The 13866-nt window shown below is 45.0% G+C and carries 16 protein-coding genes; 13 read left to right on the forward strand and 3 right to left on the reverse strand.

Annotated features, from left to right (window positions below; all coding sequences use genetic code 11):
- The first annotated feature begins 12 nt into the window (after nucleotides 1-12).
- A complete protein-coding gene (locus VIM91_RS01270; protein ID WP_331863042.1) occupies nucleotides 13-171 on the forward strand; it encodes an EAL domain-containing protein in 159 nt (52 codons plus the stop codon).
- A gap of 168 nt (nucleotides 172-339) precedes the next feature.
- A complete protein-coding gene (locus tag VIM91_RS01275; RefSeq protein ID WP_331863027.1) occupies nucleotides 340-1383 on the forward strand; it encodes a porin in 1044 nt (347 codons plus the stop codon).
- A 140-nt stretch (nucleotides 1384-1523) separates the two neighbouring features.
- Here the strand turns inward: VIM91_RS01275 and argH are convergent, their stop codons facing one another.
- Together argH and VIM91_RS01285 are read right to left on the reverse strand one after the other, a co-directional pair.
- Nucleotides 1524-2915 (reverse strand): argininosuccinate lyase, encoded by a 1392-nt coding sequence (argH, locus tag VIM91_RS01280; RefSeq protein ID WP_331863028.1) that lies wholly within the window; start codon nucleotides 2913-2915, stop codon nucleotides 1524-1526.
- Between the two features lie 16 nt (nucleotides 2916-2931).
- Nucleotides 2932-3474, reverse strand: coding sequence for a thioredoxin family protein (locus VIM91_RS01285; RefSeq protein WP_331863029.1), 543 nt, complete (start codon nucleotides 3472-3474; stop codon nucleotides 2932-2934).
- A 96-nt stretch (nucleotides 3475-3570) separates the two neighbouring features.
- Here VIM91_RS01285 and hemC point away from each other — a divergent pair, with 96 nt between their 5' ends.
- The 10 genes from hemC to VIM91_RS01335 all read left to right on the forward strand — a co-directional run bounded on the left by hemC (nucleotide 3571) and on the right by VIM91_RS01335 (nucleotide 12371).
- Nucleotides 3571-4503, forward strand: a complete 933-nt coding sequence (hemC, locus tag VIM91_RS01290) for a hydroxymethylbilane synthase (protein WP_331863030.1) — start codon at nucleotides 3571-3573, stop codon at nucleotides 4501-4503.
- A gap of 45 nt (nucleotides 4504-4548) precedes the next feature.
- A complete protein-coding gene (locus VIM91_RS01295) occupies nucleotides 4549-5313 on the forward strand; it encodes a uroporphyrinogen-III synthase (protein ID WP_331863031.1) in 765 nt (254 codons plus the stop codon).
- The gene (locus VIM91_RS01300) at nucleotides 5306-6205 is read left to right on the forward strand and encodes a hypothetical protein (RefSeq protein WP_331863032.1); all 900 of its coding nucleotides are present in this window, start codon (nucleotides 5306-5308) and stop codon (nucleotides 6203-6205) included. Before VIM91_RS01295 ends, VIM91_RS01300 begins: the two co-directional genes overlap by 8 nt.
- Complete coding sequence (locus tag VIM91_RS01305) at nucleotides 6202-7383, forward strand: heme biosynthesis HemY N-terminal domain-containing protein (protein WP_331863033.1); 1182 nt, start codon at nucleotides 6202-6204, stop codon at nucleotides 7381-7383. Before VIM91_RS01300 ends, VIM91_RS01305 begins: the two co-directional genes overlap by 4 nt.
- Before the next feature lie 12 nt (nucleotides 7384-7395).
- On the forward strand, nucleotides 7396-7986 hold the full coding sequence (locus VIM91_RS01310; protein ID WP_331863034.1) for a hypothetical protein: 591 nt from the start codon (nucleotides 7396-7398) through the stop codon (nucleotides 7984-7986).
- A 176-nt stretch (nucleotides 7987-8162) separates the two neighbouring features.
- Nucleotides 8163-8336: a hemin uptake protein HemP gene (gene hemP / locus VIM91_RS01315; RefSeq protein WP_331863035.1), complete on the forward strand. Its 174-nt coding sequence runs from the start codon at nucleotides 8163-8165 to the stop codon at nucleotides 8334-8336.
- A gap of 6 nt (nucleotides 8337-8342) precedes the next feature.
- Nucleotides 8343-8597 (forward strand): hypothetical protein, encoded by a 255-nt coding sequence (locus VIM91_RS01320; protein WP_331863036.1) that lies wholly within the window; start codon nucleotides 8343-8345, stop codon nucleotides 8595-8597.
- A gap of 77 nt (nucleotides 8598-8674) precedes the next feature.
- On the forward strand, nucleotides 8675-10705 hold the full coding sequence (locus tag VIM91_RS01325; RefSeq protein WP_331863037.1) for a TonB-dependent siderophore receptor: 2031 nt from the start codon (nucleotides 8675-8677) through the stop codon (nucleotides 10703-10705).
- Between the two features lie 116 nt (nucleotides 10706-10821).
- Nucleotides 10822-11340 (forward strand): ferritin, encoded by a 519-nt coding sequence (locus VIM91_RS01330; RefSeq protein WP_331863038.1) that lies wholly within the window; start codon nucleotides 10822-10824, stop codon nucleotides 11338-11340.
- Between the two features lie 170 nt (nucleotides 11341-11510).
- On the forward strand, nucleotides 11511-12371 hold the full coding sequence (locus tag VIM91_RS01335) for a hypothetical protein (RefSeq protein WP_331863039.1): 861 nt from the start codon (nucleotides 11511-11513) through the stop codon (nucleotides 12369-12371).
- 20 nt (nucleotides 12372-12391) lie between these two features.
- Here VIM91_RS01335 and VIM91_RS01340 read toward each other — a convergent pair whose 3' ends face one another.
- Nucleotides 12392-12589, reverse strand: a complete 198-nt coding sequence (locus VIM91_RS01340) for a hypothetical protein (protein ID WP_331863040.1) — start codon at nucleotides 12587-12589, stop codon at nucleotides 12392-12394.
- A gap of 113 nt (nucleotides 12590-12702) precedes the next feature.
- Here VIM91_RS01340 and queF point away from each other — a divergent pair, with 113 nt between their 5' ends.
- Nucleotides 12703-13527, forward strand: coding sequence for an NADPH-dependent 7-cyano-7-deazaguanine reductase QueF (queF, locus tag VIM91_RS01345; RefSeq protein ID WP_331863041.1), 825 nt, complete (start codon nucleotides 12703-12705; stop codon nucleotides 13525-13527).
- Nucleotides 13528-13866: the final 339 nt, after the last annotated feature.

Below are 13866 nucleotides of genomic sequence, written 5' to 3' on the forward strand. Positions count from 1 at the left end.
ACCATTATCGCAATGGGTAAAGCCTTGGGATTGCATGTGTTAGCCGAAGGCGTGGAAACGGAAGCACAACGTCAAGCCTTAATTGCACAAGGCTGTTATGACTTCCAGGGTTATTATTTTGCACGGCCTTTGCCTTATCACGACTTTATTATTTATCTTAATAGCCAATAACGGCATTTAATCTTCTTAGCTTAGGCACCAGGCCTGGTGCTTGTGCGTAGCTTGTCAAAAAAACGTCATCTAAGTTCACAAAACCTTAACAAGTCCGCGCTTCGCAATGGTAAAGTTATCGCGTGTTTCAAATTAACGCGTTTAATTTTATTGATTAAGGAAAAACTCATGAAGAAAAATATTTTAGCTCTTGCCATCGCTTCTGTTGTTGCCGCTCCAGCCGTTATGGCTGACGATCACAAATCTGGCCCAGACGTTTACGGTCAAATCAACGCAGCGATCAACAGCACGACAGACAAAGGCATGAAAACCACTGATCATAATTCACGTGTAGGTGTGAAAGGTTCACAAGACCTAGGTAACGGCCTTAAGGGTGTTTATAAAATGGAATTCGGTGTAAAAGTGGCTGAAAGTTTTAATAGTTTGTCTGGTCGTAACACTTATGTTGGTTTAGCCGGTAACTTCGGTACGGTTATGGTTGGTCGTCACGATACACCTTTCAAAATGTCACAGCCAAAAGATTTACTTAATGACACGACTTATGGCGATATGGGTAAAACTTCAATGGCAGGTGCCCTCGGTGTGAAAGGTTCTGCTGGTGAAGTCCGTGCTAATAATGTGTTGATGTATACCTCACCAGAATTTTCAGGTATTAAATTAATGGTAGCGGGTGTAAGCAACATTGCATATGACGTGAATACTACAGCAGATGACGAATCTGAAACAGATAGCGCATTAACAAATGCCATTTCTGCAGCTTTAACTTATGGTTCAACTAAAAAAGGCCTATATCTAGCCGCGGCAATGAATACTTGGGACGCAGCCACTGATGAAGTGGATACAAACCAAAAAGCAGCAACTGAAATGCGTATCAGTGCTCAGTATGCAGAATCTGGTTTGATAGCTAACGTGGTTTATCAGTCATTTGATGAAACTGCAGATGTTATTTCAAAGGGTGATGGTTTGGATGGTACTAACATTCAGGTTGGTTTAGCTTACAAAATGGGTGATTTTATGCCAAAAGCTAAATACTCAACGGTTAGCTATGATCAGGCAGGCTTAAAAGATGGTACAACTATGGCCTTTGGTGTGGACTACAAATTAGCAAAAGCCACGACCGCTTATGTTGAATATGTTTCTGCTGATAAAAACATGATGAGATCTACTGATGGTCTAACGAACGTTTCAGTTGGTATCAAGCATAAGTTCTAATCTGAACTTTGTGTTTTCCTAGTTAGTTTTGTTTGTGTGCCAGTGATTGGCACAATCACCCCGCCTTGGCGGGGTTTTTTGCTTTAAGGGGTTTGAAAATTGTGACCACCAGGCCTGGTGGTGCTGTTTAGAATCCGGCTTTAAGCTAAGGTTTGCTTGGCTTTTTTAACCTGAGCTTTCACCTGCTCTGGAGCCGTACCACCTAAGTGGTTACGTGCGGCAACTGAGCCTTCTAAAGTTAAAACTTCAAACACATCCGCGCCAATTTTATCACTGAAACCCTGCAGGGTTTCGAGTGGCATATCGGATAAATCTACTTTGTTTTTTACACCATAAGCGACCGCTAAACCCACAATTTCATGTGCATCACGGAAAGCTAAACCTTTACGAACCAAGTAGTCCGCTAAATCGGTGGCGGTAGAGAATCCGCGTTTGGCGGCTTCATAAGTCATTTCGCGTTTTACTTGCATGGCGGGAATCATGTCGGCAAAAGCGCGTAAACAACCACGAACGGTGTCGATTGTGTCAAAAATAGGTTCTTTATCTTCTTGGTTGTCTTTGTTGTAAGCCAGCGGTTGTGACTTCATTAAAGTTAGCAAGCTGATTAAGTGGCCATATACGCGTCCAGATTTGCCACGCACCAACTCGGGCACGTCCGGGTTTTTCTTTTGCGGCATAATCGACGAACCGGTACAAAAACGATCCGGTAAATCAATAAACTGAAATTGGGCGGATGACCATAAAATCAATTCTTCTGAGAAACGCGACAAGTGCATTAACAAGGTCGCTGCCCACGCAGTGAGTTCAATCGCAAAATCTCGATCTGATACACCATCTAGTGAGTTTTGGCTGATGCGATCAAAGCCCAATAGTTTGGCGGTGTATTCGCGATCAATCGGATAGGTAGTGCCCGCCAAGGCCGCCGATCCTAGCGGCAGAGTATTCACGCGTTTGCGGCAGTCCTCTAAACGTTCGACATCGCGCACTAACATTTCATACCAAGCCAACATATGATGACCAAACGTCACCGGTTGTGCGGTTTGTAAATGGGTAAAACCGGGCATAATCGTATCGGCTTCACGCTCGGCGACACTGATAATACCTTGTTGAAGACGCTTGAGTTCCGTCAAAATAAAGTCAATTTCATCACGCACATATAAACGAATATCGGTCGCAACCTGGTCGTTACGCGAACGGCCAGTATGCAGTTTTTTACCGGTAATGCCGATCATTTGAGTCAAGCGAGATTCGATATTCATGTGAATATCTTCTTGTTTAATGGACCAAATCATTTCGCCGCTTTCGATTTCTTTTTGAACCAGCTCTAGACCTTTAATAATGTCGTCTTCTTCTTTGGCGCTTAAAATGCCGACCTTATATAACATTCTTGCATGCGCAATTGAGCCTTGAATATCTTGGCGATAGAGACGGTGATCAAACTGAATCGAGGCGGTAAATTCTTCGACAAACGCATCGGTTGATTCACTAAATCGGCCGCTCGAAAGTTTTTCTTGGTTAATGTTCTGTGTCATATCGCACCTTTAATGTTTATTTTTCGGGAAAGCCGGCTAACGGGCGACGCATTTGTTCAGGTGAAGCCGGTAATTCCATTGGGTTGCCCATTTTTTGGTAAGCCTGATTTAACGACTTGTGAATCATGGCGGCAAATAATTGGGTGTCGGATACGCCGACAATACGATCACCCACTGGCAAGCCGCGTGAATCGACAAAAATCAGCGTCGGTGTAATATCGGCATTATAAAGCTTAGCAAAATCGCGTTTGGGTAGAGTTTCAGCGGCTGAAAATTTCAGTGGCGCACTCGAATCGACACTCACTTGACGCATAATCATCGCATAATCTTCATACAGACCGCCTAGCAACATGGGGTTTAATACCTCGCGTTTAAGCTGGTGACAAAAGTCGCACCACTGAGCGGTAAACATAATCATAATTGGAATGTTTTTTTCGCGAGCCTGTTGGGCGGTCCAAGCAAAATCGTCCATTTCTTTGAGTTGATTGGCTTGAGCTTCACGGTCGCAACCTGTCAATAACAGACTGGATAAAAGCAGGGTAAAAATAAGTTTTAACATGATCTCGCGCCTTTCGTTGGATAACAGCGTTATTTTAGCGAAAATCCTTGTGGCATTTGAGTAAAATGTGTGGCTTACACATAAATGGAACAGACTATGAAGACGACCTTACGTATCGCAACTCGTAAAAGCCCACTCGCGATGTGGCAAGCCGAATTTGTTAAAGACCTACTTGAAAAAGCGCATCCAGGCCTGGTGGTGGAATTGATTCCGATGAGCACCAAAGGTGACAAAATTTTGGATGTGCCTTTAGCAAAAATTGGCGGCAAAGGTCTGTTCACTAAAGAGTTAGAAGACCAAATGCTCTCTGGCCAGGCTGATTTAGCCGTACATTCGATGAAAGATGTGCCCATGGAGTTACCAGAAGGTTTTGTTTTAAGCGCAATTATGGAGCGCCATGATCCGACCGATGCGTTTGTGTCAAATAAATATGAAAATCTAGATGCACTGCCACAAGGTGCGATTTTGGGTACCTCAAGTTTGCGTCGTCAAGCGCAGTTTCAGTTTATGCGCCCAGATTTGGAAGTACGTTTTTTGCGCGGAAACGTAGGCACACGTTTGGGAAAACTGGATGCGGGTGATTATGATGCGATTGTATTGGCCACGTCTGGTTTAGAGCGTTTAGGTTTGGAGGAACGTATTCGTGATCGAATGGCACCTGAGCTTTGTTTACCCGCGGTGGCACAAGGTGCGCTGGGGATTGAAACCCTAGCGGATGACATTGACACACAAAAACTCGTGGCAGTATTAAACCATGCCGATACAGAAACCGTGGTGCGCGCAGAACGTGCAATGAACCATACGTTGGACGGTGGTTGTCAGGTGCCGATTGGTGGTTATGCGTTACTGCAAGGTGGTGAAGTCTGGTTGCGTGGTTTGGTCGCTGAAACCGACGGTTCGCATATTGTGCGTAAAGAAGGCCGCGCACCGGCCGCGCAAGCCGAAGAGCTAGGGCGTGATATTGGCCAGCAGCTGTTAGAGGGCGGCGCACGCGAGATTTTACAGAAACTCTATAGCGAGCAGGCTTAAGCTCGCTCAAGTCGTGTACGGCAACTCCATTAGGCAGATAGAACGATGACGCCGACTTTACTTAATACGCGCCCCAAGCACCAGGCCTGGTGCTTGAATCAAGCTTTGCTTGAGGCGGGTTTTGTGAGTTTGGATTGTCCGAGTTTGCAGATTCAAGCTCAAACGTTAAGTCAGCAACCTGCATGGAATGATTATGATGTGTGGGTGTTTGTCAGCCGCAATGCGGTCAGCTATTTTGCACAGCAAATGCCGTCGCTTCCGGCTTCATTTCAAGCCAGTTTGGTTGCTGTGGGCGACGCAACCGCGCAGGCGATTGAGCAACAAGGTTGGCCAAATTTAGCGCCTTTACCGAGCACATTTGATTCTGAAGGCATGTTGAATTTGGCGGTGTTTGCGAAACCCAATGGTTTGCGTGTGGCGATTGTGCGAGGCGATGGCGGGCGAGAGCATTTAGCGCAAAGCCTGATCGAACAGGGCGCCCAAGTTGAGTTTTTTGAAGTTTATCAACGCCAAGCGGCGCCTTTTTGCCAAAGCATTTGGCCGATCTTTAAGCAAGCCGAAGCACCCGTGATTTTGTTCACCAGTGTGAGCAGTTTAGAGGCCTTTTGCCAAAGCTTGTCGGCGCAAAATCCAGCCGACCAGGCCTGGTGCTTTCGCCAAACTCTGATAGTATTTAGTGAGCGCATTCAAAACGCCGCGCGTAAGCTTGGGTTTAGCGGAAGCATTTTGGTCACGCCCACCTCAAGCGATGCGGCGATTGTTGATACCTTGCAACGTTATGCTACGTCTTTAGGAGAAAGCTATGAGTGACCCCATTACCCCCAAAGCCGAACATCATGTGGTCGAAGGTGAGTTTGTGGAGGCCGAATCCAAGTCAGCAAATTCATCCGATCACGAAACGGATCCATCAAAAAAAGCCAAACGTGTCAAAACGTCGCACAATAATAGTTGGCGCTCGAATCTGTTAATTTGGCTTATTTTATTGGTGTCCGGTACCGCCTTTGCCTTGGCACTCGCCTCCTGGTTGTTTATTCAACAATCGCCTACCCGCACAGATTTGGTAAGCCAAATACAAAGCCAGCAAGCCGAGCTTATTCAGCTAACTGAGCAGTTAAAAAATCAGCAGCAACATTTGGCGGAGTTTGGCCAAACACAACAAGCTTGGAAACAGGCATTGGCTGAACTTGAAGCAAGTCAACAAACGACTCAAATACAGTTAGAAGAAATGCAGTTGCGCTTAACTGAGGCCAGCCAAGCCATGTTTGGTTTTTCAGAATCAGACGACAAGGTGATTAAGATCAATGATCCCAAGTTACGTGAAGATTTCGAACAAGCTAAACAAGACTTACAGACGGGATTACAAACGCTACGAGAAGAATTGGCTGAGTTAAATCAACGCAGTCAACAAGAGTTGTCAGAAATTGAAGGCTATGTTGAGTCGGAGCAATGGCAGCAAGACAAGCAACGCCTGCAAACTGAAATACAAAGTCTCAGTGATGAGTTGGCCAACCTGGCTCAAACCCAAGCCGATTGGATGGCCAGTATGGCGCCTAAAGTACAAGAAGCCGTGGACGAAATTACGCCACAGCTAGAGGGTCTGTTCTCGCGTTTTAATCAACTGTTCAGCATTAAAAAACACACCACAAATGAAACCAGTGAGCCCAGTGTTCCAGTTGAGCCTACCGAAGAGGGGGCGCAATGAAAAAACTCATCGGTTGGGGATTACTGTTAATTTTTGCAGTCAGCTTAACCAGCTTGGCTTTATTAAACTTGGGTGAAGTCACACTTAAGTGGGATGTGTGGGAAATCAATACCAGTGTGAGCTTTATGTTGGCTGGGCTTATTGTTTTATTGATCCTATTTTATGCGTTGATCCGCGTTTGGTTATGGCTTAAAGGCTTACCGGATGCTTGGCGTAAACGGCGCCAAGTCAAACGTTATCATCAAGCTCAAATGAGTTTGTCTAAAGGCTTAATCGCGCAAGAGGAGTCGGACTGGGCACAAGCCGAAAAGCAGCTTATTAAGTCAGCGAAACTGAGCGAAAATGGTTTAGTGCATTATTTAACCGCCGCCAAAATGGCCGATATGCAGCAAGCCAGCGCTCGTCGAGATAAATATTTAGCTCAGGCGCGTGAACTTTATCCAGAAGATGCGCTGACGATCGGCTTAGTGGAAGCGCGTTTATTAAAAGACCAGGATGCCGGGACGGCTTCAGTGATTTTAAGTGAGTTGCATCGTTTACAACCCAGTCATCGCGCAGTTTTAAGTGAATACGTGCAGTTGTTACGTCAACACAAACAAGCCGAAACCTTAATGAACCTGATGCCCGCGATTAAAAAACACGCGGGACTCAAGCGGGATGAGCTAGAAGGTTTGGAAACCGAAGTGGTGGCGATGCGTTTAGCCAAGTCGGCCAATCATACGGATTTAGAATCTCAGTGGCAGGGGTTAAATACAAAGCAAAAATTGCATCCATTAGTGATGGCGGCTTATGTGCAATATTGTCTTGAGGTTAAACAATTGAATGGCTTGTCTGAATGGCTAGAAAAAGCCATCAAAACCCAGTGGGATGAACATTTAGTGTATTTGTACGGCCAAATTCAGTTCGGCCCGGCGTTTGATCGGCTGAAAAAAGCCCAGGCTTGGTTAAAAGATCATCCTGACAACCCGGTGTTATTGCTTAGCTTGGGGCGTTTAGCTTGTCAAAGTCAACTTTGGGGGCAAGCGCATGGTTATCTGCGTGAAAGTTTGCGTTTGCGTCCAGAGTTGGAAACCTTCCATGTGTTGGCGCAATGTTACGAAGCAGAAGGACAGGATTCGCAAGCTGCATTGGTTTACAAACAGGCCATGCGTCAACTCGATGCGCCAGCAAAAGCTTAAATTGAGATTGTGATGACTGAAAAACTGACACTGGATACACTGAATAAATTAGATGCCAGCCACCGTAATGAGCTGACGATGCAGCTGGATGCGGATAACCGTATCGTTTATGTGTCCTCCAACTGGGAAGAGATAGCGGAACAAGGGCAAGCCCGGCAGAGTTTGGCCGAAGCCAAGGTATTAAATCAACCTTTCAGCCAATATGTCGCTGATCAAGCCACGCGCCTCTATTATGAAAACTGTTTGACCTTGTGCCGTCTTAAGAAAAAAACGCTGACCCGCGCATATCGTTGCGACTCACCGACCCATAAACGTTTCATGGAAATGCAACTAACCCCGCTTGAAAACGGCTGGGTAGAGATGAAACATTTTTTAGTGCGCAGTGAACCTTTTAAGTTTGCTGTTAATTTGCATGATGTCAGCCATCAACAACCCAATCAATCCTATCAATTTACACGCTGTAGTTTATGTAACCGCCTTAAAGATCAAGCCAGTGACGATTGGAAAACCCCCGAATCACTCGGTGAGCTTGGTAAGCAACCGCTTAATGTGATTCACACTATTTGTCCTCAGTGCCAAGCTGAAAGCCTTCAGTTCCGTTAAATTATCTCATCTTGCCCTCAGTCGCTTGTTGTAAGCAAACAAGCCAAAATCGGCGTTTAAAAAATATCAAAATAATATTCATTATCATTTGACATAGATTATTGTGTTGATTATTATGCACCAACGCAATTGATGTTAATTCTCATTTATATTAAGTTTTACGAATTGGAGACAGCATGTCATCAACCACAACCACTAATATTGGCCGAGTTGAAAACTCAACTAACCAAGTTAGAACCCTAGATAGCCAAAGCATTTTGGCGGGTAAAAAGCAGGTTGTGATTCAACATGGTGACAACCAATATCGTTTATGTGTCACCAAAGAAAACAAATTGATTTTGACCAAGTAGACCAGCATGGAAAAACAAGCGAGCTTAATTAACCTGTCACTCTCCGAACAAAAATTAGCTGAATTGTTTCGTCTTGGGGTGTTATGCGCAGCCGATCTAAACTGTTCGGATACCCACAGTCGCGATGCGATTGCGCGTTTGTGTTTGCAAACCTGTGTGCAAAGCTTGTGTACAGAATGCCCACACCAAGCCCAGTGTCAAACAACACGCCATACCGTGCAATTTATGGCGTCAAACTTAATTTCAATTGCGCACCATTAAATTTTTATTTGTAAAAAACACATTAGCCAGCTCCTAAGTTGCCAGCCAAGTGTTGAAAAATTTTCTTAAGGAAACTTATGTCAACTCAAAAACTTGTACTCAAAACCTTGTTTGTCAGCATGGCGGCAATTATGGCGGCACCTAGTTATGCCGAAAATAAACTGCCACGTATTGATGTAGTGGGCGAAGGTGTTGAAGCTGTCACCAAACAACCTGGATCGGTTGCAGTTGTGACGAAAGAAGACTTGGAATTAATGCAACCTTTGTCGACCGAGGATGCGTTACGAGAAGTACCAGGCCTGGTCATTAAGCCAGAAGAAGAAAGTGCGGTGGTTGTGAATATCGGTATGCGCGGTTTGAGTGCAGCGGATTCTAAAACCTTAGTTTTGGAAGATGGTGTGCCGGTCGCACCGGGTTTATTTGTTGGTAATGCACGTTATTACAACCCACGCATTCAGCGTATGGAAAGTATTGAAGTATTAAAAGGCGCGGCATCATTACGTTATGGGCCTAGCACCATTGGTGGGGTGATTAACTATAAAACCAAAACACCGGAAGATGGTGTGGCGATTTCGGGTCGTGTGGGCAGTGACAACTACAAAGAAACGACTATTGAAGCGGGCGGCAGCGCACCATCGGGTGAAGCCTATGGCGGAATCGTTTATACCAAAGCAGAAAGCGATGGTTTCCAAGACAAAGACTTTAAAATGAACGACTTGATGGTCAAAGGTGGTATGGCGTTAGGTGACAACCAATGGGTAAGCGCGAAATTTACCCATTATGATAATGACGCCAATATTTCTTATCGCGGTCTATTTTTAGAGGAGTTTGAAGACGGTGCGAGCTACAATCCTGCGCCCGATGACTACTTCTTAACTGAACGTGATTCATTCGATATAAATCATGAGTTAGAGATTAGCCCGAATGTAAAACTCAACACTTTAGTTTATTGGAGCCAGGTTAGTCGTGATTACTGGCGTTATGATGTTAAACAGGCAGAGTCAGCGACCGCCAATAGTTGGGTTTATGAGGATACGCTAGCGGGTAACAACCGCTCATTTGAGCGTCAAGGGATCGATTCACGCTTGAATGTTGAGCATAATTTATTAGGCTTAAAAAACCAGGCCGAATTAGGTGTGCGTTTTGATACCGAAATGATGAAAGACACTAAAATCTTGGCGACTCGTGCGCAACCGCGTTCAGGAACACTTAGCAAAGATGTTGAACAATCGGCCTCCAGTATGGCGTTTTACGGTCAAAACCGGTTTGAAATTAATGATAAGTTGGCGGTCACACCGGGCTTACGCATCGAAAGCTATGTACAAAGAACCGATGACCTGAAAGACAATACCAACGATGGCAAAACCACCAATACTGAGTTAATGCCAGGTGTGGGTGCGACTTTCCAAGCCACGCCTATGGCGCAGGTGTTCGGTGGCGTATATAAAGCCTTTGCTCCAGCGCAAAACGCCGACGCGATTGATGGTGGTACTGATCAGAAGCTTGAAGCCGAACGTTCAACCAATATCGAAATTGGTGTGCGTGGTGCAAACGAGGATTTAAGTTACGAGCTCGCTGCTTTCCGTATGGACTTCCAAAACCAGGTAATTCCGTCGAATAGTGGTGGCTTTGTTAACGCAAATGGTGGAAAGACTCTGCATCAAGGGATTGAGGGTGCAATTGGGTTTGATTTAGGTGCCGGTTTAAGCTTTGATGCCAATGCGACCTATGTGCCAGATGCCAAGTTTGTAGATGGCGATAATGATGGTAACCGTGTGACCTACGCTCCAGAATTAGTAGCGCACTTAAAACTTGGTTATCAAACTGGTGGTTTACAAACCGCTTTATCGGCTAACTATATCAGTGAACAATATACCGATGCAGCGAATACGGAAGCTTTGCAAGAAAACACCTCAGGCTTCTTTAAAGGCAAGCTAGATGCTTACACAACTGTAGATTTAAACGCACATTACACGGTTAATAAACAATTGAGTGTATTCGGCGCAGTTAAAAATCTAACCGATGAACGTTATATCGCGAGCTTACGTCAGGGTATTTACGCTGGCCCAGAGCGTTCGTTTGAACTAGGCGCAAAATATAAGTTCTAATGTCTATAAGGGTGCAGGGGTTTACCCAACCTCTGCGCCACTTTTTATTTGTCATTGGCTATGTCTATAATGAACGGGTAAAACGAGTGTTAAATCGTTCATTAAGGAGAATTAAAATGCTAAAACCAGAAATGATTCAAAAATTGAATGAGCAAGTGACGGCTGAAATGTATGCCTCAAACTTGTATTTACAGATGTCAGCCTGGTGTGAAGAACAGGGCTTGGCGGGTGCAGCGGCATTTTTTCGACAGCATGTACCGGAAGAGTTAGCACATAGAGATAAGATTATCGATTATTTAATCGAATGTGATGCGCCGGTTAGAGTGGGTGCGGTTGAAGCGCCGCCAACTGAGTATAAAAGCCTGGTTGACGTCATTAATAAAGCCTTTGAGCATGAGCTAAAAGTTACCTCAATGATTAATGCATTGGCTGAGTTAGCTTTAGATTCTAAAGATTTTAATACCTTCAATATGTTGCAATTCTTTATTGCCGAGCAGCGCGAAGAAGAAGTGTTGTTCCGCGGTATTCTTGATCAAGTTAAGTTGATCGCGTTTAAAGGCGAAACGGGTGAAGCCATGTATCTGATCAATCAGTTTTTACAACGTTCAGCACAAGCGCATCCGCACGCACATTAAGGCGACGTATCGCTCTTTAATGACAGTGTTTTCGGTCTTTTTTCATCCTTCACCTTGCCGGTTCAAGCTTAGCTTGAACCGGTTTTTTTGTTTGTTGACCCTGCGACTTATTTCCATTTTAAGCGGTTGATTGTTTTGTATAATCAAAGCCCTATTTTTTGGAGCCTTTTATGCGTTTGATTGCCCTGAGTGGATTAATTTGTCTATTACCAGGCCTGGTGCTTGCAAACGGTCGCCCGAGTTTTAAACCTAAAATCGAAGTAGAACACCGTTACTTAAATTCGACGTCGTTGCGTAACGAAGGCGGCGAATTTGCGTTTGGCGCTGATAAGCTTGAGGTTTCAAATATCTTTGCGAGTCTATCCTACGAACCCTGGCGTTTAAACTGGAAAGAAATTGATCAACTGCCATTTGGAGATGGGCAAAACGCGCCGGTTGATCAATTGCAGTCAGTGCGTTTAGGCGCGCGTTATATGAAGAAATGGAATGACAATATCCGTTGGTTAAGTTCAGTGGGTTTGGGCATGACTTATGAAGAACAAACCCATGATTCAATGAGTTTGAGCTTATTCACTATGTGGATTCGTCAGCTAGAAGACGGCTGGGCTGTCAGTTATGGCGCGGCACTCAGTTATCATCCGGTACGTTCGCGTTTTTTACCCGTGGCCGGTTTTAGTTATCGTATGCGAGAACCTATAGGCTGGAGTGGTTTGTTGGGTTATCAACGCAGTTATATTGGCTATGGCTTTTCACCCCAATGGCAGCTCAGCGCCGGAATGGTAAATAATGCGATTATGGCTAAGTTGGCTGAAGACAGTCAAATTGCCGCTGACGGTTATGGTGAAATTGATGCCTGGCAAGCTGATCTGGCCTTGAAATATCAGCCGGCTGAACACTGGAGCGTGACCAGCAGTTTGCGTTTTTCTCCACTGTATGAATTTACGGTATTTGATGCCGATGGTAATAAACAAGACACCTATACCATGTTGCCCACTTGGGGCGCGGCCTTGGGTTTGAGTTATCAGTTTTAACGACCCAGCAAATAATTTGATCAGTTGAGCATAAAATAAATCGTCAAGCCAAAACCACCCGCATAAATCAGCAAAGTGATTTGTAGCATACGTTTATTGGCTTCACGGCTATTCAGTTTTTCAAAACCTGGACGTTTACGTAGTTGCGTAAAACCTAGCCATAAGCCACCTAACAAACCAAATGTCACCACAATTCCTAAAAACAACGCACTTAACATGCTGGTCTCCGCACTGAACTTAAAAGCCAAATTGTACGTGATTGCGTTTTGGCTTGAGTGATAGAATTATGACCATTAGACTTTTAGCCCCGATCTGTGACTAGGAGAAAACCATGTCCGACCCCATTCAAAACAGCCCGTTGGGCAAACATTCTGGTTATTGTCAGGAATACGATCCGAGTTTATTGTTCCCGATTTCGCGTCAACTCAAACGCGACGAGCTGGGTCTGATCGGCGCGATGATGCCGTTTCACGGTGCGGATGTGTGGACGGCGTATGAGTTGTCTTGGTTAAATAACAAAGGCAAACCCATGGTCGCGATTGGCGAATTTGCGTTTCCATCGGATACACCTAATATTATCGAATCCAAGTCTTTTAAGCTTTACCTTAATTCATTTAACGGCACCAAGTTTGGTACCCAGGTTGACGTTAAATATCGCCTGGAGCAAGACTTGTCTAAAGCTAGTGGCGGCAAGGTTAAAGTTATTATTCACCCCATCGAACAAACGCAAACGTTGGTGTCTGATTTAGAAGATGGCATTTGTTTAGACGATCAAGATATTGAGGTTTCTGACTACCAAGTGAACCCAGAACTCTTAAGCACGATGGATCAACAGGTAGACGAATGTTTATACAGCCACTTGCTTAAATCTAATTGTCTGGTGACCGGTCAGCCGGATTGGGCGACGGTTGTGATTCGATATCGCGGTAAACGCATCGAACGTGCAGCGTTGTTGCGCTATATTGTGTCGTTCCGTAATCATAATGAATTCCACGAGCAGTGCGTAGAACGCATTTTTACCGACATAGAAAAAATGTGCGAACCCGATGCGTTAACGGTATATGCACGTTACGTGCGCCGTGGTGGTTTGGATATCAATCCCTACCGTTCCAATTTCCAATCCCACTACGCCATGCCCCGCTTTGTGCGCCAGTGATAGGTTTTGAACCACGAAGAGCACGAAGGTTTAGATAAACCCCTCCCTGCGCACCCAAAGTGCATAAAGAAGGGGTTAGGAAAAAGGAGAGCTGTTTTTTAGTTGCACTATTCCACCGTCACCCCAGTCCTTCGTGCTCTTCGTGTCCTTCGTGGTTAAAAAAAGAAAAACTATGACCTTACCGATTTCTGCCTTATTACCTCAGATTGTTTCGACCTTAGCGCAAGCACCAGGCCTGGTGCTTCAAGCGGAGCCGGGGGCGGGTAAGTCGACTGCGGTGCCTTTGGCTTTATTAAAAGCGGACTGGTTAACGAGCAAGAAAATTGTCATGCTCGAACC

This window comes from Thiomicrospira sp. (assembly GCF_036568485.1).
GTDB lineage: Bacteria > Pseudomonadota > Gammaproteobacteria > Thiomicrospirales > Thiomicrospiraceae > Thiomicrospira.

What these genes read in the sequence shown, in the direction of transcription:
- VIM91_RS01270 (WP_331863042.1), top strand. Translation starts at nt 13, where the DNA reads ATGGGTAAAGCCTTGGGATTGCATGTGTTAGCCGAAGGCGTGGAAACG.
- hemP (WP_331863035.1), top strand. Translation starts at nt 8,163, where the DNA reads ATGTCATCAACCACAACCACTAATATTGGCCGAGTTGAAAACTCAACT.
- hemC (WP_331863030.1), top strand. Translation starts at nt 3,571, where the DNA reads ATGAAGACGACCTTACGTATCGCAACTCGTAAAAGCCCACTCGCGATG.
- VIM91_RS01335 (WP_331863039.1), top strand. Translation starts at nt 11,511, where the DNA reads ATGCGTTTGATTGCCCTGAGTGGATTAATTTGTCTATTACCAGGCCTG.
- VIM91_RS01330 (WP_331863038.1), top strand. Translation starts at nt 10,822, where the DNA reads ATGCTAAAACCAGAAATGATTCAAAAATTGAATGAGCAAGTGACGGCT.
- VIM91_RS01285 (WP_331863029.1), bottom strand. Translation starts at nt 3,474, where the DNA reads ATGTTAAAACTTATTTTTACCCTGCTTTTATCCAGTCTGTTATTGACA.
- VIM91_RS01275 (WP_331863027.1), top strand. Translation starts at nt 340, where the DNA reads ATGAAGAAAAATATTTTAGCTCTTGCCATCGCTTCTGTTGTTGCCGCT.
- VIM91_RS01320 (WP_331863036.1), top strand. Translation starts at nt 8,343, where the DNA reads ATGGAAAAACAAGCGAGCTTAATTAACCTGTCACTCTCCGAACAAAAA.
- VIM91_RS01340 (WP_331863040.1), bottom strand. Translation starts at nt 12,589, where the DNA reads ATGTTAAGTGCGTTGTTTTTAGGAATTGTGGTGACATTTGGTTTGTTA.
- VIM91_RS01310 (WP_331863034.1), top strand. Translation starts at nt 7,396, where the DNA reads ATGACTGAAAAACTGACACTGGATACACTGAATAAATTAGATGCCAGC.
- queF (WP_331863041.1), top strand. Translation starts at nt 12,703, where the DNA reads ATGTCCGACCCCATTCAAAACAGCCCGTTGGGCAAACATTCTGGTTAT.
- VIM91_RS01295 (WP_331863031.1), top strand. Translation starts at nt 4,549, where the DNA reads ATGACGCCGACTTTACTTAATACGCGCCCCAAGCACCAGGCCTGGTGC.
- VIM91_RS01300 (WP_331863032.1), top strand. Translation starts at nt 5,306, where the DNA reads ATGAGTGACCCCATTACCCCCAAAGCCGAACATCATGTGGTCGAAGGT.
- VIM91_RS01325 (WP_331863037.1), top strand. Translation starts at nt 8,675, where the DNA reads ATGTCAACTCAAAAACTTGTACTCAAAACCTTGTTTGTCAGCATGGCG.
- VIM91_RS01305 (WP_331863033.1), top strand. Translation starts at nt 6,202, where the DNA reads ATGAAAAAACTCATCGGTTGGGGATTACTGTTAATTTTTGCAGTCAGC.
- argH (WP_331863028.1), bottom strand. Translation starts at nt 2,915, where the DNA reads ATGACACAGAACATTAACCAAGAAAAACTTTCGAGCGGCCGATTTAGT.